This window comes from Prochlorococcus marinus str. MIT 0918 (genome assembly GCF_027359415.1).
Taxonomy (GTDB): Bacteria; Cyanobacteriota; Cyanobacteriia; order PCC-6307; family Cyanobiaceae; genus Prochlorococcus_E; species Prochlorococcus_E marinus_C.
The window spans coordinates 543,239-561,148 of record NZ_CP114780.1; the positions used below are offsets into that span (position 1 = coordinate 543,239).

A 17,910-nucleotide genomic window follows, 5' to 3' on the forward strand; every position below is an offset into this window, starting at 1 on the left:
TTGAATGAAATCTCAAACCAACCTTTGGCCAGAAGATACAAAGAAAACAATGCAAGAGCTTCATTTTCAACTAGCATTGGATAACACGAATTGGCATAAATATAAAACAAATAAACATAGAAGGACTGCTGAGCTACTAGCAAGTGCTTTATCTCAAGTGATTAATAATGGGAAAGAAGATGATATTGAATCTCTTATAGAACAATCTTTACGTTGGATCAGAGAAGAAATCAAAGATCCAGGATGCCCATCGCATTAGGCTGATCAGTTCTCTTAGAAGCAATTTGCAATCTGTTACCTTTTCGACTCCAACGGACATCATCAAAACATTCATGTATTAGAAACAAACCTCTCCCACTTTCTGCATCAATTTCTGAAGGTAAGGAAAATATTCTTTCATAAGAAGGTATGCCTAACCCTTGATCTTGAATCTGCCAAACAACCCAATTAGGAGTAATGATTCTTCTCACTCTTAATTTTTTTTTAGGATCTCCTAAATTCCCATGCCGAACTGCATTCACTAATGCTTCATGCAGTCCTAACTCAATAAATTCTCTTTTTTGCTTGCATTCAACCTTTCCTTGGATCAAATGAATATGAGCACTTAATTTAAGAGTAGAAGGGATAATAAAATCAGCCCATCGAAATAATTGTTTTTCATTTCTCATTACAACGAGACTTTATAGCTGGATGATTTAAATAAGCATCCATCAATCGAACTCCTCGCAACTGATTTACTAAAGGCATATGCCCTTCAGGAGCTTCAAGAGACCAATTAAAAGATTTTGGATACCTAGTCCAAACACCATCTGTTTTCCAACCTATACGTGGCCAAAGCATTTCATATCGGCCATCAAAAGAATCAAGAAGTCTTGCTTGTGCAGAGAAACCAAATCTTCCCTGAGAATACGCAATCCATAATCGATCTAAAGTAGTCAAATCAATCCCATCTATGGACTCAACCTCACTGAAATATACATATCCGCGTTCTAATGCATTAGGACCAGCAAGCTCTCTTAAACTTGATGTTGTAATCCGATCTGCATCTTCAAATCGCTCTTCAAGAAGACTTAGCTGCAAAGGGCCATAGTCTATTCCTTTCCCTGAAGGAGCTTTAAACCACCCTAAAGAATTTTTGTTAAGGATTTCAGAAAGAAATTCTTTTTGATGCCTTTGCAAAACCTGTAAAATCCAACCAGCAGACCAATTATCACCTTCCTTATCAAAACTCTCTAATAAAGTATCCCCAAGTTTTGTCAATTCTGAAGAGCGCTCCTCAATAGGGTTGATAAAACGACGCCGTTGTCTTAAAGAACCTATTGAAAATTTTTCAAGTAACTCTTCAATTGGCATAATGTTTGAATCAGCTGTTTCTGATGGCATAACGAACGACCTTTCTCATAGTCACTTCATTCCACTATGTCAGGCATTGGACTCCCAATATCATATTCTCTCGAGATTTTTCAAACCAATGAAGGGCCAATAATTGATGTACGTAGCCCAAAGGAATTTCTACAAGGTCATTGGCCAAACGCAATTAATATGCCATTGTTTAATAATGAAGAGAGAATATTAATTGGAACAACATATAAACAAAAAGGTCGAGAAAAAGCTATCTATTTAGGTCTTGAGATAACAAAACCTAAGCTTAAATCCCTTAAAAAACAGCTTGAACAAATAAGCAAAGAATCAAATAAATCTAATCTAAGGATTTATTGTTGGCGCGGAGGGCTTAGATCTTCAAGCATAGGCTGGCTAGCAAACGCATTAGGCCTAAAACCAATTTTATTAAGTGGTGGTTATAAAGATTACAGGAAATGGGCACTTAAGCAATTTGAAAAAGAATGGCCTTTAAAACTCATCGGTGGAAAAACAGGCACTGGGAAAACCTCTCTACTTTTATCCTTATCAAAAATGGGTATTTCAACAATCGATTTAGAAGGATTAGCAATTCACAAAGGAAGCAGTTTTGGTGGCCTTGGACTACCTCCCCAACCAAGTACTGAGCATTTTGAAAACTTACTAGCTAACTCTCTTTATCTCCTAAGCAAAAATTCTCCTAAAGGGATTTGGCTAGAAGCCGAAAGTGCCAGTCTTGGTAAATGCAGAATTCCCAATAACTTTTACAAGCAAATGCAACAAGCAGAATTGGTCGAGATCACGAGAAGTAAAGAAGAAAGGCTTGAAAACCTAATCAATGAATACAGTCATCATTCTAAAAAAGATCTTCAAGAAGCAACATTAAGAATCCAAAAACGCCTAGGACCTCAACGAACGAAAAAAGCACTGGAATCAATTCAAAGCCAATCATGGGAAGAAGCATGCTTAGCAATGCTTTCTTATTACGACAAATGCTATGACTATGAACTAAATAAAAAAAATAAACGAGAGTCAATTGACATCTCAGGATTAAGTCATAAAGCTTCTGCTGAAAAATTGATAAGGCTAGGATATGTTTACTAGTAAGTCATAGGTCACGTTTTAACTCACAATATAAGTAATATTTAATTCAAGTCGCTCAAGAAAAATGACTAGCAAAAACAACAATGCGACAATTCAATTTTTAAATGGAATTAGTGAGCCTGTTGTTCCAGAAATAAGATTAACTAGAAGTCGAGATGGAAAAACAGGTCAAGCTTTTTTTACTTTTGAAGAGCCAAATGCACTTTCTTCTGTAAAAGATGGTGAAATCAAGGGAATGAAAATGATAGATGAAGAAGGAGAGTTAAATACAAGAGAGGTAAAAGCACGTTTTTTGAATGGAGTTCCAAGTGCAATAGAAGCAACATATGTTTGGAAAAACGAAACTGATTTTCAAAGGTTTATGCGATTTGCTCAACGATACGCAGAGAAAAATGGAATGGGTTATTCGGAAAAATAAAAAAGTAAATTGAAATTTTCATATTGGCTAAACTTAATATTTTTAATCACAATAGGCTTTCTATTTTGGAGCCTAAAGGAAGTTTTAATTTTAATATTTGCTGGAGTAATAATTGCTATGGCTCTATGTACATTAACAGGTAGAGTTGCAAAAATAATTCCTATCTCACGACAGTTTTGTTTATTTATATCTTTAACAAGTGTAATATTGATATTAACTATTGCAATGATAATTGTAATTCCCCAATTCACAAAAGAATTTCAACAATTGATAATTCAACTTCCATCTGCAGTAAAGGCACTTTTAGAAATAATAATAGATTTTATTAAAAAGTTATCTGAAATTATTTATGGAAACAATTCAGAAATCATTACAAATAATGATTTTATTTTTAAGGAATTTACTCCTCTACCTGACGGGGGTGCATTAGCAAATGGTATTACTGATAGTATTAAAAGGTTGTTAAATATAGCAGGTAATTTAGGTCTAGGTATAGTTCAGATAATCTTTGTATTTTCAATAAGCTTGATGATTGCTTTTCAACCTGACGCATATAGAGAGATTATTATACAGTTAACGCCATCTTTCTATAGAAGAAGAGCAAGACATATACTTAATGAATGTGGTCAAGCTTTAAGCAATTGGATGGTAGGAGTAATAATTAGCTCTTCATTTGTAGCTTTATTAGCTGGGATTTCATTATACTTACTAGGAATAAAACTTGTTTTCGCTAATGCATTAATTGCAGGCATATTAAATATCATTCCAAATATAGGACCAACTATTAGTACTATCTTCCCTATATCAGTAGCACTATTAGATGCACCCTGGAAATCTATTGCAATCCTTATTGCATATATAACTATTCAAAATATAGAAAGTTATGCAATTACGCCATCAGTAATGCACTATCAAGTCAAGTTATTACCAGCTCTTACTTTATCTGCTCAGTTTATTTTTACCGTTATCTTTGGTCCAATAGGATTATTGCTTTCTTTGCCATTAGCAGTTATTTTACAAGTTTTAATAAAGGAAATTTTAATTCATGATGTTTTAGACAAGAAAAAGATTGCATGAGTTTGATTATGATATCTTTAAATTTAGTCTTTAAAAAGCCTTGGTATCATAAATAAAACAATAAAAGGGAGGGGGTGATTATATATTGCATAAAAAAATCCTACTAAAGTAAAATTCTCAATTAACAATTTAATTTCAATACGCAGTTCCCATAATGAAAAGCAAATCAAAATAAATGCCATCCAAAATGAACTTGGATCTTTATTAAAAACCTTAAATTTAAATCTATTTATTCTTTTTAACCCATTAATCATTACTTAGAGAAAGTAAAGAAGGAGCTAAGGCAATACTAGACCAACTTCCGACTATAACTCCAAGCGCTAATGCTATGGCAAACCAATAAAGAGTCGTTCCACCAAAAAAGATCAATGCTAAAAGAGGTAACAAAGTAGTTCCTGTTGTATAAAGTGTTCTTGTTAATGTTGCAGATACAGCAAGATCAATTTTCTGTTTTAAAGATAAATTAATTTTACTTCTATTAATTTCACGTACTCTATCAAAAACGACAACAGTATCATTAACTGAATATCCAGCAATAGTTAATAATGCTACAGCAAAGAGACTATTAACCTCTATATTTTGAAAAATACCAAGCCAAGCAAAAACCCCACAAACTATTATAACGTCATGTGAAAGAGCTAATAATGCTAAAAAAGCATATTTCCTATCAAATCTTATAGATATATAAGTAGAAATTAATAAGAATGCAACTAACAAAGAAATCAAGCTAGTTCTCAAGAGCTTTTTTCCTAATGTTGGGCCAATAGTTTCTATAGACTGACCTCCTTCATCAAAAGGCCCTGCGATATTAACTACTGAATCTATAACTTTCTTACTTTCAAAGGCTGATAAGGTTGGGGTTCTAATAAGCAGTGATTTATATCCATCAAGAAATTGAATTCTAGCTCCATCAAGCTTTTGATATGGTATTCCTTCATTCGAATCTGAAATATCATTCAGAGCATTACTAATGCTAATTGTAGATATCAAACCACATTCCTTTTGACATTTTCTCTCGAGCCTTATTTGAGTTCCACCAGTAAAATCAAGACCAGCTCTTAAAGGTAATCCTATTGATGGATTCAGCCATGATGAAATTAAACCTATAAGACTTATAAGTATCGCAAAACCAGAAATTGTCCATACTTTATATCTCTGTCTTGAAAGACTAAAAAAATTTTGATTATTAATTTTGTTAGATTTGATCTGTGGGACTTCCATTTATATTAATTGAGAAGGTAATTGATTAGAAGGAATGAAATTAGTTGCTCTCCTTAGGGATTTATAACTCATAAAAAACTTAAGCAGTACTCGCGTACAACTTAAAGCTGTAAATAAACTAATAAATACTCCAATGCCTAAAGTAGCTGCAAAGCCTTTGACGAAACCAGTTCCCAAATAAAACAATGATAGACAACTTATCAGAGTCGTAAAATGTCCATCTATTATTGATGAAAAGGCTTGGGAAAAACCAGTTTCAATAGATCTAATCAAAGTATTACCTCTTCGTAATTCATCTTTAACTCTCTCAAATATAAGAACATTTGCATCTACTGCCATACCAATACTTAATATAAACCCTGCTATCCCGGGCAATGTTAACGTTACAGGCAAAAGTGCATAAACAGCTATATTAAAAAGAGAGTAAAAAGAAAGTGCAATAATAGCAACAAATCCAGCTAATCTATAAAAAACAAGCATAAATATTGCAACCAGGAATAATCCAGATAGAGAAGCAATTAAACTTCTCCTAATATTCTCAGCACCAAGAGTTGGTCCAATAGTTCTAACTTGAATAATTTTTACAGGTAACGGCAACGACCCTCCTCTAAGCTGGACCTCAAGTTCCCTTGCCGAGTCCGCATTAAAATTCCCACTAATAGTTGCTGAGCCCCCTGTTATACCTGCAACTTTGAATTGCTCCCCTACTGATGCTTCACTAATTGATTCCCCATCTAAAATTATTCCAAGCAATCTATCTGATCCAGCTATAGATTTAGTTAGTTTTGCAAATTTATCTCCACCATCTTGATTAAAAGAAAGTGTAACTTCCCAGCTAGATAGATTTTGTTCCTGACGTCTTCCAGCACTTATTAAATCACTACCAGTTAAAAAAGAAGGCTCGAATAACATAACTATTTCATCATCTATCTTCTTTTTAATCTCATCTAATTGCCGTTGATCAATCAGCGAATCAGATTTTATATTTAGAGCTTTTCTTAAATCAGTAATCTGTTTCGACTGAAATGATTTATCTGAAAGATCTAGTTTTTCATTCTTATTTTTCTCATATAATAAACTAATATTTTTTACTTGATTCCTAAATCTTTGTAGTCGCTGCATAGCTTCTTTCGTACCTGGCTTCTGTGCTCTAAATTCCAGCAATGCAGTTTTGCCTAAAATCCTGGCGGCCTTGGATGGCTCTTGCTCTCCAGGGAGTTCTAAAACAAGCTGATTTGTTCCAATAGTTTGAAGAGATGACTCTGAGACTCCTAAACCATTTACTCGCCTATCCAAAACTGTTTGAACTGCCTCTAGTTGATCTGATGTAACAGGGGTAGATGGTTGCAAAGATTGGACTTCAAGAGTCAATTGGCTCCCTCCTCTAAGATCTAATCCTAATTGAAAAGGTAATTTGATACATAACAAAAATGCAGAAATAACTAATGCAAGTAATAAGGCAAACCAACCTTGCTGCCGTGCCATTAGTTAGACCTCCGAATTAACAATTTGTTCAGCTGCCTCAACAATCTGATGAGGCTGAATAATTGTTAGATTTTCTAGCTGTCCATTGTAAGGTGTAGGAATATCTTGACTAGAAAGTCTTATTGGTCGGCAATCAAGGTAATCAAAGCAATTATCATTAATTAAAGCAATTAATTCTGCACCAATACCGCCTGTTTTCATACATTCTTCAACAATAATAACTCTATGAGTTTTTTTAATTGAGCGACTAATAGTTTCCAGATCAAATGGTTTAAGACTTATAAGGTCAATCAACTCAATATCAATGCCTTTTTCATCTAATTGTTCTACAGCTTTCAAACAATGATGACGCATTCTGGAGTAAGTAAGTATTGTTATATCTTTGCCTTCTTTAACTAAATCAGCTTGGTCAAGCGCACATAAATAATCACCTTGAGGAACTTCTTCTGAAAGGTTATAGAGAAGTACATGCTCAAAAAACAAAACCGGATTATTATCTCTAATTGCAGCTTTCATTAACCCCTTTGCATTAGTTGGAGTACTGCAGGCAACTATTTTTATACCAGGAACAGCATGAAAATAAGCCTCTAGCCTTTGACTATGCTCTGCACCTAGCTGCCTACCTACACCACCAGGACCTCGAACTACTGTTGGAATTGTAAAGTTTCCACCGCTCGTATAGCGCAACATCCCCATATTATTTGAAATCTGATTAAAGGCTAAAAGCAAAAAACCCATATTCATACCCTCAACTATTGGCCTTAAACCAGTCATAGCTGCGCCAACAGCCATTCCTGTAAAACTATTCTCTGCAATTGGAGTGTCTAAAACTCTTAGCTCTCCATACTTTTCGTATAAATCCTTCGTGACTTTATAAGATCCTCCATACTGGCCAACATCCTCGCCCATCACGCAAACATGAGGATCTCTTGCCATTTCTTCATCTATGGCTTCACGAAGAGCGTTAAATAGAAGTGTCCCTGCCACAGTTTTTTATGGAATTCCGGCTAAGCCGGCTTAATTAAGCCAAGCTATAACAAAGTGTGCCCTATTATCCGCCTGCTGCAAATGTAGAAAGAATCAACACTGATAACAACATGCCAGGACTCAAGAGCAAAACTAGTAATCCAAGATCATGAAGAGTCATTGAATTTACCTCCTTTAGCAGAGTAAAAAGGAATCTATTATTAAAGACTAATCATCCAGAGCAGCCTTGACAGAGAATAAACTTCGAATAAATACAATCGTCAGGCCTATACCAATAAAAGCAAATGTAAAAGTAGCCAAAAAACACATGCCTATAGCTAATGTTTTCATAGCTGAAGCAATACTCTGCGCAATTGGAGCGCTATAATGAGGAGAATGCAATGTGAAATAAATAACAACTTTTTTACTCAAAAGCAAACAAACCCAAGCAAACAAGATGCTTGTTAAAGCTCCTGATAAAAAGCTCAATGGTCCTTTTTTGGGTTGCTGATTATTTTCGGCAGTAACTTCCTTTAAATTTTCCTCAGAGCCTGAATTAATATCTTTTTGACTAGGGTCATTCAAAGACATAATGTAACCCCCTTAGACCTAAAAGAACAACACCAACCATTAAAGCCTAGAGATTCTAGCTTTTTCTGATTCTTTTTAAATTCTATTTGAGCTGAATCTAAGTTAGCAAAAACAGCAAAACAACTTGGTCCTGATCCACTCATAGCTAATGAAAGAACACCATTAAGAGAAGAAAGGAAATGCAAACCATTTCTTACTGCTGGGGTAATAGGTTCTATAACTTTCTGAAGATCATTTTTTAATGGTGGTGGATTTAAAGAAGTTAATGGATTAATCCAAGAAACCTCTCTAAGAAATTTCCGCCTAACTTCAAAATCTTTTTCTAAATTCAAATAATTAGTGCTATTAAGTTCCTTATACCTTGAATAAGCCCAAGGAGTCGAAACTGATGTTTTAGGGTCCTTTACAAGGATGACTGCCATAGAATCATCCCCTTGCGATACTGGCTCTACTAATTCTCCTCTCCCAAAACAAAATTGAGTTCCACCTCTCAAACAAAAAGGAACATCCGAACCCAGTTCTGCTGATAATTCTTCTAATTGTTTAATAGAAAGACCAAGTTGCCACAACTCATTAAGTCCTAACAGCACAGCAGCTCCATCACTAGATCCACCTGCAAGTCCTGCCCCAATTGGAATATTCTTTTTCAGATAAATCTCAACCCCTAATTGTTCATTATTAGAAACTCGTCGTATTAATTTTGCCGCTTTAATAATTAAATTATCATCATTTAGACTTAAGTTTGGATTATCACAACTTAATTTAATTTCACTATTAGTAGTTTTAAAAAATTCAATTTCATCAAAAAGATCGATACTCTGCATCAACATAGCTAGCTCATGAAAGCCGTCTTTACGAAGTCCAAGGATTTCTAAATGCAAATTCACTTTTGCAGGCGCAATAACTTTTAAAGAAGTATCAAATGTTTTATAGGAATTATTAGTGCTCATTTTCAGCCAACTCCAATTTTTCTATGCCCTTTGCTAATCCCACCCAAAGTTTTGGTGAAATCTCTTGAGGCCTTTCATTAAGACTAAACCCTTGAGATTCAGCAATTGTTTCCAATTTATTTAATGGACATATACCTATTAATGTATTTTTCAATTTTTTTCTTCTAGATGAAAATGCTCTTCTCAATAAAAAGTCTATTTTCTTTTCCAGTTTATAATCCAATCTCTCAGTTTCATTCAATGGGTCTAAAGCAATTACCTGTGAGTAAACTTTTGGAGAAGGAGTAAAACATCTTGGAGGGACCTCACAAACACTGCGGCACTTTGCTAATAATTGAAGTCTTACACTCATAGCGCTAAAATTACTCTTGCCAGGTAAAGAAACTATTCTCTGAGCAACTTCTTTTTGCAAAAGAAGCACTAGACGGTGATATTTCATCTCTGGAGGTGAACCTAAACGACCAATTAGCCTTCCTAATAGAGGTGATGTGATGTTGTAAGGAATATTTGCTACAACTTTATTCAATTGTTTTCCATCTGGCGGTTTTAATGAAATTGATAAGACATCCCCCTCTTGCAAAGTAAATCGAGACTCATTTTCAAAGCGTTTCCTCAATCCAACAACCAAATCAACATCCAATTCAATTCCATGTATCAATTCAACACTTGACTCAATCAATTTTTTAGTAAGAGCTCCACGACCAGGGCCTATCTCTAAGACTCTGTCAAGTGACTTCAGATCAGCTGCTTCGATAATTTTCTCTAAAATACTTTCATCTTTAAGCCAATGCTGGCCAAATCTCTTGCGTGGTGAATGCCCTGAAAACGACATGTTTTTCTCCTTACAGAAATCGCTTAAAGCTCAAAACAGCAATGAAATTATTAGCGAAATATCCATACACTTAATTAATTGATTGATTTTCAAATACAATAAAAACCATTCTAACTCTTCAAAGCACATATACCTATAACAAATGGCCTTTGACTCTCACAGTCTTGAACGTCTACGTGATTTAGGACGTAAACTACCTAAGTCACTAGCAACTCCTAAAAGTAGCTCTAAAGAAAAAGCCTCAAAACAGCATCCCATTGAAACTGAACTAAACCCTCAAAAACTCTTCAGAGAGTTAATTAAAGCCAGCTCCGACGGCACAATCCCCCCTCACTTAATTAATCGTCTAAAGCAAACTGAGTTACTGCATTCAGAAACACCACAACACTTAAAACATCAAACTAATAAGTCAAATACTTCTTCTGAAATCAGTCCTCATATTCCTAAGGAAAAACAACCCAAGCAACTTTCTCAAAAAGATGACCTTTATATTTCTTTTGAAAGATTGCTTCTAGAAGAAGACTAATGTTCTCTTTTTTCAACATTTCTAATAAATAGTGTTCAACCCATCTCGGTATCGAATTATTGCTGTAGGAAAAATTCGTAAGTCATGGATACAAACTGCTCTTAATCTTTACATAAAAAGGCTTCCTGGTTTATTAATTACTGAAATAAAAGACAGCAATATCAATAAAGAAGCACAAGCTATTCGCTCTTCACTAAAGCAGGATGAATTATTAATTGCTCTTAGCGAAGAAGGTGAGTCTTTAACTTCTATTGCTTTTTCAAATCGGCTACAAAAGCTTGGATCCCAACGTATTGCCTTTATTATTGGAGGCCCTGATGGCTTATCACCTGACATCAAGAGCCTTGCTCATTATTGCTTTAGCATCTCTCCCATGACTTTCCCTCATGAGATAGCAAGGTTTTTACTTTTAGAGCAAATATATAGAGCAACAACTATTGCCAACAGGGGCCCTTATCACAGGGAATAAGTCAACTAGTAGCGCACAACCACACGAAGACCTACACATATACTATACTAGTACATGAGTACTGATTAAGCTATGCTTTTTGTCCAAGGAGTAAGCCCTTCCCAGCTTGAGAGGTCAAAAAAAGTCTTTCCTTTAATGCAAGAGCATATCGAAGCAGGCTTTCCTTCACCCGCTGATGACTACATTGATATAGGTATTGACTTAAATGAGGAATTAATACGCCATCCATCAAGCACCTTTTTCCTTCGAGTAAAAGGTCAATCAATGAGCAATGCAGGGATATTAGATGGGGATCTATTAATCGTTGATCGTAGTCTAGATCCAAAACCAGGCCGAATTGTAGTGGCAATAATTGATGGATCTTTTACTCTGAAAAAATTAACTTATCAAAAAGGGATTCCCTACCTAGAAGCAGAACACCCTAATTATCCATCAATTGATTTACGTCATCACGACAATGTCCAAATTTGGGGAGTAGCAATATATTCTATTCATAGCCTGGGCCATATAAGTAACTAAAAGGATTTATGGCAATAGCACTAATTGATAGTAATAATTTTTATGCTGCATGCGAACAAAGCATCGATCCATCAACACATGGCCGACCATTAGTAGTCTTGTCAAATAATGATAGTTGCATCATCGCCCGAAATGCTGCTGCAAGGCAACTTGGCATCTCAATGGGACAGGCATATTTCAAAATACGTCATAAGCTCAAAACACTTGATGTTGAAATAAGAAGCTCAAACTACGCACTATATGGTGACATGAGTCAACGCTTAATGAATCTCATAAAAGCTAACTGTGAAGAAGTAGAGGTTTATTCAATTGACGAAGCATTTGTAAAAGTACAGAGACCTTCTAATCACGATCTCAAATTTTGGGCACAACAATTACGTGAATTAATCTACCAAAACTTAAGTCTACCAATAGCCATCGGAATTGGCTCAACAAAAAGCCAAGCAAAACTAGCAAACTATATAGCTAAAACAATGTCAGATTATGCGGGTATATTTGATTTGGAGGTAGCTGTTAATCAAGATGATTGGCTTGAAAAGATTGCAATAGAAAATGTTTGGGGGGTTGGGAAAAAATTAGCGTACTGGTGTCGATCACAAGGAGTTAATAATGTTAAGCAATTTCGAGACATGCCAAAAAATTTACTAAAAACGAAGTTTGGCATAACAGGTATACGTTTACAACATGAATTAAAAGGAAAAACATGTCTAGAACTCTCAACAAAACCGATAGCAAAGAAAGAAATCTGTGTTAGCAGAAGCTTTAGCCACCCTATAACTAATATAAAAGATTTGCGTCAGGCCATAGCAATTCACACAATACGTGCAAGTCAAAAATTAAGAAGTCAGAAATTACAAGCCAACACTATTACCATATTTACTCGCACTAGCCATTATACATCAACATTTTATAGTCAATCAGCAAGTCAACATCTAAATATAGCTAGCAATGATACGCAACTACTTTTATCTGCGAGTCTTAATCTAACAAAACAAATATTTCATTCTAATCGCTTACTAATGAAAGCAGGTGTAATCATGCAGAACCTTCTAAGTGAGGACTCTCTTCAGCTAAATTTATTTTCAAAATATAGTGCTGAACATAAATTAAGGCAAGAATGCCTAATGAAGGTAATTGATAGGCTAAACAAACGCTATGGACAAAATACAATCAATTGGGCAATATGTGGGGCAAATAAAGATTGGGAAATGTGTCGTAAACATTTGAGTGCTTCAGCAACAACACGTTTTAAAGAAATTCCCATTGTAATCGCATGACTTTCTATAAAAGCAATAAGATCAAGTATTATAAGTACAAGCAAATATCAAGATTGCAAACAACATGTTGGAATTCCTTATATTTCTTAACTCAAAAGAAGAAAAAATATTAGACTTAATTCAAAAAGCTAATTACAAGATAGTAGAGAACAGTCCTTTATGTCTTATAGATAATAAATTCTTTGGTTTTTTAAAAAAAAAGGAAAAGATAGTAGTCATATGTACAAAAAATGCTAAAGACTATGGTGGCTACAATTTTGCTAAGGACAATGCAACCGGGGGGTCTTTCAAAACTGGTCTAATGATAAGAAGAGCATTAAGGCACGAATCTGTACATATTGCTCAGGAATGTAATGATGATAATTTAATTAATAGCAGTAAAGGCCAAGAAATAAGCCCTTACAAACTAAATGCTTTAAGAGCTTCCGTTCAATTAGTAGGTAATCCAGAATTAGAGTATGAAGCTTATTCAATGGAAGACAACCCAAGGAAAATAATATCTGCTTTAAAAAGGTTTTGTTTTTAACTTAATCAATCAAAAGAAAATAAACTGCTAAAAAAATTATGCTGTAATAGTTTCTTTACCTTGATCAAGAGAGCATCTTTGTTGATCTAAATAAAGAATATGTTTACGTTCTGTATAATATAATTCCTGAAATGTTAGGGCCTCAATATTTAATCTTTCAAACATTTCATTGATTTTACTTTCCATATCATATTTCTCAGTAGGTTGTTGTTTCTCTTGCTCAATAAGTACAGAAAGGCAGGTTTCGAGAGTCTCTAATCTTTGCCCGCTCCAAGCCTCAATTAAGTGTCTACATCGTTTTAATGATTTCTGACGTTCTAAAACAGCTAATGTCCCTTGTAACTGAAGAAGAGGGTTTTCTATAGAAACCAACTGAAACTCATTAAGTTCTAAAAAGCATGTAAGCGTAGAACTAAGCGCAATATTGTTATTAGAAACAAGTTGGTCTAAAAGTTTTTCAGGAAGATCAATTTCTGACAACTCATTTCCTTTGTTGTCACCTCGAGCAATTGATTCTAGAAGAGTAGAGCCTAAAATCGCCTCTTCTAATTCGCTAATCGCAACCCAAAGCAATCTATGATGGTGAAGAGCAAAATCCTCAAGCTCTCTTTGTCTTAATTCCATACGAATAGAAGCCCGATGATTAGGACAATGCAAATAAAGCCTGAAAATCTGAGCTTCCGTACGTTCCCTTAAAGATGTCTCACTAGGCAACTCAAATCGACTAGCCCGGCCATGCCATCTTTGTCCTTTTATCTGTGTTCTAAGATCTTCTTCTAATTGCAAAGCTAACCGCGCTTGACCGCCACTTAGAAGCTCAGCCACCTTCTGCAAATAGTGAGAACGTAAAGCTGACTGAGGCAATTTACCTAATAACTGCACTAATCCACTAACAGCCTTCTGAAAGTGATCAGCTTTGCTTAAATCAAGTCCCTTTAATACCTGATCTATTTTCCAATCAATCCAAAGAGGAGACTTCTCAATAAGAGTTTTATAGTCAAACGCTGAATGCTCTTGAAGATAGTCATCTGGATCTTTACCAGAAGGAAGCTGTAAAATCCTTAATTCCAACTGACCCTGCATAGCAAGCTGCTCGACTTCTCCTATAGCTCTATTTGCAGCTGAAATCCCTGCTCTATCTGCATCAAAATTAAGTATTATTCTTTTACTATCACTACAACGACATAGCTGTTTAATCTGTTGGTTACTAAGAGCCGTGCCTAAAGCTGCAACTGAATTATTAATGCCAGCTGCATGGAGAGCAATGACATCAAAATACCCTTCTACAACTATTGCCTTATCAACTTTTCTAATTGTATCGGCAGCTTTATTTAATCCAAAGAGATGTTTTCCTTTTTCAAAAATCTCAGTTTCTGGTGAATTCAAATATTTAGGTTCTGATCCGTCAAGACTTCGTCCACCAAATCCAATAACACGCCCTTGTCGATCATGAATTGGAACAATAAGACGATTCCTAAAACGATCATAAAAACCATCTTTCCCTTTCCGCGGAACAATAAGACCAACTGCAATTAGTAAATCAGTGGAAATATTCTCAACATCAACCATATATCTCAAAAGTCCATCCCATCTATTAGGAGCAAAACCAAGTTCAAATCCATCAATTGTTCCTTTACTCAAGCGACGATCTTTTTGCAAATATTCCAACGCTTGAGATCCTGTTGAATGATGTAATTGATTACAAAACCAACCTTTTGTAAGCGAAAGAATTTTAAAAAGCTTTTCTCTTCTTGAAAGATCTTGACGTAAACGTTCCTGCTGAGCGCCTTCTAAAGTTTCAATTGGAAGTTGGTATTTTCTCGCCAAATCAAGAACAACTTCAACAAAGCTCTGCTTATTAAGTTCCATAAGGAACTTAATAGAATTACCTCCAGCACCACAAGAAAAACAATAATAAATCTGCTTCGCAGGAGAAACCGTCATGGAAGGCCTGCTGTCATCATGAAAAGGACAAATCCCAACGAATTCTTTACCTTTTTTCTTTAAAACAACATGTTCTCCTACGACATCTACAATATCAGCTCTTTCCTTAACAGAATCTAAAGTACGTTGATGGAGTCGTAGGTTTCTCATTATGCAATTATGAAGTACATACAGTAATGGATTTAAATAGGATTGAGAACTTTATTTAAATGTGCGCAAAAGACATCTAAGCAATTAAATCAAATAATTCTCGCACTAAAAATAAAATCCTTATAGCCTTATGAACCTACAAATAAGTAAAGAGAATCAAAAAATTAACACTCATGGTGTTTTTACTTTAATAGGAAGTGCTCTTGCCTTCAGCCTGATGACAGTTTGCATCAAGCAACTCAACGGGAGAATCCCTGTTGCAGAGCTAATCTTCTTCAGGTCTTTATTCAGCATAATAACTACAAGATTAATGATGATAAAGGATGATATAAATCCTTGGGGGGCAAATAAAAAATTACTTATATCTAGAGGGTTGATAGGAACAGCTGCATTATTTTGTGTTTTTAAAGCGGTCGAATCACTATCACTTGCAGCAGCAACAATAATTCAATATACATATCCAGTATTTTCTGCAATATTAGCTTGGCCATTTCTAGGAGAAAAAATAAGGAGTAAAATCATATTTGCGATAATTCTTGGTTGGATAGGTATACAAGTTGTAGTTCACCCACTTTGGACAAGTCCTTCATCCCAGAATCTTACCTTCTTGCCAATAGGTATTGCTTTAGGTGGCGCATTCCTTACTGCGCTTGCATATGTAACAGTGCGTAAGTTATCAAAATCCGAGCATCCTTTAGTAATTGTTTTTTATTTTCCATTAATTTCAATCCCAGTAACTTTGCCATTCTTATTTCAGCAAGGAGTTATTCCACAAGGGGATGAATGGATATGGATTTTAGGAATAGGTGTTTTTACTCAGCTGGGGCAATTATTGATTACACAAGGTCTTTCTCTCTTGCCTGCTGGACATGCAGGGTCGATAAATTATTCTCAAGTTTTTTTCGCCTCACTCTGGGGTACCATATTTTTCTCAGAGCCTGTAACACTTTATTTAGTTATAGGAGCTGCATGTATTCTCTTGGCAACATTAATATCTTTAAGCGATTTACCAAATTTCTAATAAGATAAAACAAAGGTAATCGACGCTATGAAATTTTTACTGGCACTAGCTTGTTCTCTAAGTTTCTGCTCAACTGCACTTGCAAATGAATCTCAAGCAGGATTCTCTAGGTCTAGAACATGTACAAGGAATGAATATAGAGAGCAATATTTTCCTGGAACAGAAAAATCTCCTGGCTATGTAAAAAGTTGGAATGAGACAGTAGAAGTACCATGCAAAGGTTCATCAGCAAACTACAAAGGTGCGATACCTCAAGATGTTGACAATAATGACTGTAAAGAAGGCTCACTGATAGGAGGATTGCTCGGAGCAGGGCTAACTATGTCTGGCACACGAGGTAAAGACAGATGGTGGGCCGTCCCAGCAGGAGGAGCAGCAGGTGCAATGATTGGATGTTCGATTGATGGAGGTTAATTTGATATAAAAACCGCTTATGATTAGCTGGCTAAAGGGAGAAACAATTGAGCACTGGAGGCATGGAGCTCGGGTAGGAGTAATACTTAATTGTTCCGGTATTGGTTATGAAATTCAACTTTTAAGTAGAAATCTTAAATTACTTAATGGTTCAAATATATTGACTCTATGGATTCATCATGTACAACGTGAAGATGGGTCAACTCTAATTGGATTTATTGACAGAGCTGATAGGGATGTTTTTAGGAAATTAATAAGTGTAAGTGGAGTAGGAACTCAACTTGCAATAGCACTTCTTGAAGCCAACCATGCCAAAAAATTAGTCTTAGCAATTGTACAAAAAGACAGTGCTCACCTTACAAAATCTCCAGGAGTAGGCAAACGCACTGCAGAAAGACTTATAATCGAACTTAACAATAAACTCTCTGAATTTATAAAAGATGAAGTTGATCTACAACAGAAAAGTTGCTCTAGTTTAGATGAGGATATAAATAGTGAAATTATAGATGAAGTAAAAAGTGCTTTATTAAATATAGATTATAAAGACTCGGAAATTGAAACAGCACTAAAATCATTATCGATTAAATTAAGATCCACTAAATCAGGAAAAGAAAAAAAAGTGACTAAACCAAAAAGCCTTGATTTCGAGACCCTTCTCAAAGAAACTCTTGTTCTAATAAATAAAGAGACTGGATAGAAAGGTGGTCAAGGAGTTAGATTAGGTAATTATTTAGCATTTCAACAGTAAATCCTCCTTACAAACATGGCGCTCAATACTCAAGCAAAGCAAGAAATCATCAACAAACACCAAACTCACGGGACTGATACAGGCTCTGCTGAGGTACAGGTGGCAATGTTAAGCGAAAGGATCACTCAACTCAGCAAACACCTTCAAAGCAATCTCCATGATTTTTCTTCTAGGCAAGGATTACTAAAAATGATTGGCCAAAGGAAAAGACTTCTTAGTTATGTAAAAAGCAAAAGTTTAAATCGATACAATGCTCTCGTTAGCAAACTTGGTCTTCGAGGCTAATAGGCTGACTAAATTAAAAAACCTCATA

General features: G+C 35.1%; 22 protein-coding genes. 13 read left to right on the forward strand and 9 right to left on the reverse strand.

Going from position 1 to position 17,910, the window contains the following annotated elements; genetic code table 11:
- The first annotated feature begins 4 nt into the window (after positions 1–4).
- Positions 5–259, forward strand: a complete 255-nt coding sequence (locus tag O5636_RS02890; protein ID WP_269623121.1) for a DUF6439 family protein — start codon at positions 5–7, stop codon at positions 257–259.
- On the opposite strand, the gene O5636_RS02895 is transcribed toward O5636_RS02890, so the two are convergent.
- Positions 231–668 carry an ATP-binding protein gene (locus tag O5636_RS02895; protein WP_269623122.1) on the reverse strand — a complete coding sequence of 146 codons (438 nt, stop codon included), beginning with the start codon at positions 666–668 and terminating at the stop codon, positions 231–233. The two genes, O5636_RS02890 and O5636_RS02895, sit on opposite strands and share 29 nt — an antisense overlap.
- Complete coding sequence (locus tag O5636_RS02900) at positions 658–1,383, reverse strand: GUN4 domain-containing protein (RefSeq protein ID WP_269623123.1); 726 nt, start codon at positions 1,381–1,383, stop codon at positions 658–660. Before O5636_RS02900 ends, O5636_RS02895 begins: the two co-directional genes overlap by 11 nt.
- Positions 1,384–1,419: 36 nt before the next feature.
- On the opposite strand from O5636_RS02900, the gene mnmH reads away from it, so the two are divergent.
- From mnmH to O5636_RS02915, 3 genes are all read left to right on the forward strand, one after another.
- The gene (gene mnmH, locus O5636_RS02905) at positions 1,420–2,463 is read left to right on the forward strand and encodes a tRNA 2-selenouridine(34) synthase MnmH (protein ID WP_269623124.1); all 1,044 of its coding nucleotides are present in this window, start codon (positions 1,420–1,422) and stop codon (positions 2,461–2,463) included.
- 64 nt (positions 2,464–2,527) lie between these two features.
- Positions 2,528–2,881 (forward strand): photosystem II reaction center protein Psb28, encoded by a 354-nt coding sequence (gene psb28, locus O5636_RS02910; protein ID WP_269623125.1) that lies wholly within the window; start codon positions 2,528–2,530, stop codon positions 2,879–2,881.
- Positions 2,882–2,890: 9 nt separating this feature from the next.
- Entirely contained in the window at positions 2,891–3,958 is a 1,068-nt protein-coding gene (locus O5636_RS02915) for an AI-2E family transporter (RefSeq protein WP_269623126.1), read from the forward strand.
- Between the two features lie 246 nt (positions 3,959–4,204).
- On the opposite strand, the gene secF is transcribed toward O5636_RS02915, so the two are convergent.
- The 6 genes from secF to rsmA all read right to left on the reverse strand — a co-directional run bounded on the left by secF (position 4,205) and on the right by rsmA (position 10,003).
- A complete protein-coding gene (secF, locus tag O5636_RS02920) occupies positions 4,205–5,179 on the reverse strand; it encodes a protein translocase subunit SecF (protein WP_269623127.1) in 975 nt (324 codons plus the stop codon).
- On the reverse strand, positions 5,180–6,664 hold the full coding sequence (gene secD / locus O5636_RS02925; RefSeq protein ID WP_269623128.1) for a protein translocase subunit SecD: 1,485 nt from the start codon (positions 6,662–6,664) through the stop codon (positions 5,180–5,182).
- A 3-nt stretch (positions 6,665–6,667) separates the two neighbouring features.
- Positions 6,668–7,651, reverse strand: coding sequence for an alpha-ketoacid dehydrogenase subunit beta (locus O5636_RS02930; RefSeq protein WP_269623129.1), 984 nt, complete (start codon positions 7,649–7,651; stop codon positions 6,668–6,670).
- A 207-nt stretch (positions 7,652–7,858) separates the two neighbouring features.
- A complete protein-coding gene (locus O5636_RS02935) occupies positions 7,859–8,221 on the reverse strand; it encodes a DUF3082 domain-containing protein (RefSeq protein WP_269623130.1) in 363 nt (120 codons plus the stop codon).
- The gene (gene ispE / locus O5636_RS02940; RefSeq protein ID WP_269623131.1) at positions 8,212–9,171 is read right to left on the reverse strand and encodes a 4-(cytidine 5'-diphospho)-2-C-methyl-D-erythritol kinase; all 960 of its coding nucleotides are present in this window, start codon (positions 9,169–9,171) and stop codon (positions 8,212–8,214) included. The genes O5636_RS02935 and ispE overlap by 10 nt, the downstream gene beginning before the upstream one ends.
- A complete protein-coding gene (gene rsmA / locus O5636_RS02945; protein WP_269623132.1) occupies positions 9,161–10,003 on the reverse strand; it encodes a 16S rRNA (adenine(1518)-N(6)/adenine(1519)-N(6))-dimethyltransferase RsmA in 843 nt (280 codons plus the stop codon). Before rsmA ends, ispE begins: the two co-directional genes overlap by 11 nt.
- A gap of 142 nt (positions 10,004–10,145) precedes the next feature.
- Between rsmA and O5636_RS02950 the strand changes: the two genes are divergently transcribed.
- The 5 genes from O5636_RS02950 to O5636_RS02970 all read left to right on the forward strand — a co-directional run bounded on the left by O5636_RS02950 (position 10,146) and on the right by O5636_RS02970 (position 13,320).
- On the forward strand, positions 10,146–10,529 hold the full coding sequence (locus O5636_RS02950) for a hypothetical protein (RefSeq protein ID WP_269623133.1): 384 nt from the start codon (positions 10,146–10,148) through the stop codon (positions 10,527–10,529).
- A gap of 31 nt (positions 10,530–10,560) precedes the next feature.
- Positions 10,561–10,998, forward strand: coding sequence for a 23S rRNA (pseudouridine(1915)-N(3))-methyltransferase RlmH (locus O5636_RS02955; protein WP_269623134.1), 438 nt, complete (start codon positions 10,561–10,563; stop codon positions 10,996–10,998).
- Positions 10,999–11,070: 72 nt separating this feature from the next.
- The gene (locus O5636_RS02960) at positions 11,071–11,517 is read left to right on the forward strand and encodes a LexA family protein (protein ID WP_269623135.1); all 447 of its coding nucleotides are present in this window, start codon (positions 11,071–11,073) and stop codon (positions 11,515–11,517) included.
- Between the two features lie 8 nt (positions 11,518–11,525).
- Positions 11,526–12,794: a Y-family DNA polymerase gene (locus O5636_RS02965; RefSeq protein WP_269623136.1), complete on the forward strand. Its 1,269-nt coding sequence runs from the start codon at positions 11,526–11,528 to the stop codon at positions 12,792–12,794.
- A 64-nt stretch (positions 12,795–12,858) separates the two neighbouring features.
- Positions 12,859–13,320: a serine hydroxymethyltransferase gene (locus tag O5636_RS02970; protein ID WP_269623137.1), complete on the forward strand. Its 462-nt coding sequence runs from the start codon at positions 12,859–12,861 to the stop codon at positions 13,318–13,320.
- Positions 13,321–13,356: 36 nt separating this feature from the next.
- On the opposite strand, the gene dnaG is transcribed toward O5636_RS02970, so the two are convergent.
- The gene (gene dnaG, locus O5636_RS02975; RefSeq protein ID WP_269623138.1) at positions 13,357–15,414 is read right to left on the reverse strand and encodes a DNA primase; all 2,058 of its coding nucleotides are present in this window, start codon (positions 15,412–15,414) and stop codon (positions 13,357–13,359) included.
- 130 nt (positions 15,415–15,544) lie between these two features.
- Here dnaG and O5636_RS02980 point away from each other — a divergent pair, with 130 nt between their 5' ends.
- From O5636_RS02980 to rpsO, 4 genes are all read left to right on the forward strand, one after another.
- Complete coding sequence (locus O5636_RS02980) at positions 15,545–16,435, forward strand: DMT family transporter (protein WP_269623139.1); 891 nt, start codon at positions 15,545–15,547, stop codon at positions 16,433–16,435.
- A 27-nt stretch (positions 16,436–16,462) separates the two neighbouring features.
- Positions 16,463–16,849 (forward strand): cAMP phosphodiesterase, encoded by a 387-nt coding sequence (locus O5636_RS02985; RefSeq protein ID WP_269623140.1) that lies wholly within the window; start codon positions 16,463–16,465, stop codon positions 16,847–16,849.
- A 19-nt stretch (positions 16,850–16,868) separates the two neighbouring features.
- Entirely contained in the window at positions 16,869–17,546 is a 678-nt protein-coding gene (gene ruvA / locus O5636_RS02990) for a Holliday junction branch migration protein RuvA (protein WP_269623141.1), read from the forward strand.
- 66 nt (positions 17,547–17,612) lie between these two features.
- A complete protein-coding gene (rpsO, locus tag O5636_RS02995; RefSeq protein WP_269623142.1) occupies positions 17,613–17,882 on the forward strand; it encodes a 30S ribosomal protein S15 in 270 nt (89 codons plus the stop codon).
- Positions 17,883–17,910: the final 28 nt, after the last annotated feature.

Bases quoted from the DNA above. Each gene is read 5' to 3' on its own strand.
- O5636_RS02890 (WP_269623121.1), top strand. From the start codon at position 5: ATGAAATCTCAAACCAACCTTTGGCCAGAAGATACAAAGAAAACAATG.
- O5636_RS02895 (WP_269623122.1), bottom strand. From the start codon at position 668: ATGAGAAATGAAAAACAATTATTTCGATGGGCTGATTTTATTATCCCT.
- O5636_RS02900 (WP_269623123.1), bottom strand. From the start codon at position 1,383: ATGCCATCAGAAACAGCTGATTCAAACATTATGCCAATTGAAGAGTTA.
- mnmH (WP_269623124.1), top strand. From the start codon at position 1,420: ATGTCAGGCATTGGACTCCCAATATCATATTCTCTCGAGATTTTTCAA.
- psb28 (WP_269623125.1), top strand. From the start codon at position 2,528: ATGACTAGCAAAAACAACAATGCGACAATTCAATTTTTAAATGGAATT.
- secF (WP_269623127.1), bottom strand. From the start codon at position 5,179: ATGGAAGTCCCACAGATCAAATCTAACAAAATTAATAATCAAAATTTT.
- secD (WP_269623128.1), bottom strand. From the start codon at position 6,664: ATGGCACGGCAGCAAGGTTGGTTTGCCTTATTACTTGCATTAGTTATT.
- O5636_RS02935 (WP_269623130.1), bottom strand. From the start codon at position 8,221: ATGTCTTTGAATGACCCTAGTCAAAAAGATATTAATTCAGGCTCTGAG.
- ispE (WP_269623131.1), bottom strand. From the start codon at position 9,171: ATGAGCACTAATAATTCCTATAAAACATTTGATACTTCTTTAAAAGTT.
- rsmA (WP_269623132.1), bottom strand. From the start codon at position 10,003: ATGTCGTTTTCAGGGCATTCACCACGCAAGAGATTTGGCCAGCATTGG.
- O5636_RS02950 (WP_269623133.1), top strand. From the start codon at position 10,146: ATGGCCTTTGACTCTCACAGTCTTGAACGTCTACGTGATTTAGGACGT.
- O5636_RS02960 (WP_269623135.1), top strand. From the start codon at position 11,071: ATGCTTTTTGTCCAAGGAGTAAGCCCTTCCCAGCTTGAGAGGTCAAAA.
- O5636_RS02965 (WP_269623136.1), top strand. From the start codon at position 11,526: ATGGCAATAGCACTAATTGATAGTAATAATTTTTATGCTGCATGCGAA.
- O5636_RS02970 (WP_269623137.1), top strand. From the start codon at position 12,859: ATGTTGGAATTCCTTATATTTCTTAACTCAAAAGAAGAAAAAATATTA.
- dnaG (WP_269623138.1), bottom strand. From the start codon at position 15,414: ATGAGAAACCTACGACTCCATCAACGTACTTTAGATTCTGTTAAGGAA.
- O5636_RS02980 (WP_269623139.1), top strand. From the start codon at position 15,545: ATGAACCTACAAATAAGTAAAGAGAATCAAAAAATTAACACTCATGGT.
- O5636_RS02985 (WP_269623140.1), top strand. From the start codon at position 16,463: ATGAAATTTTTACTGGCACTAGCTTGTTCTCTAAGTTTCTGCTCAACT.
- ruvA (WP_269623141.1), top strand. From the start codon at position 16,869: ATGATTAGCTGGCTAAAGGGAGAAACAATTGAGCACTGGAGGCATGGA.
- rpsO (WP_269623142.1), top strand. From the start codon at position 17,613: ATGGCGCTCAATACTCAAGCAAAGCAAGAAATCATCAACAAACACCAA.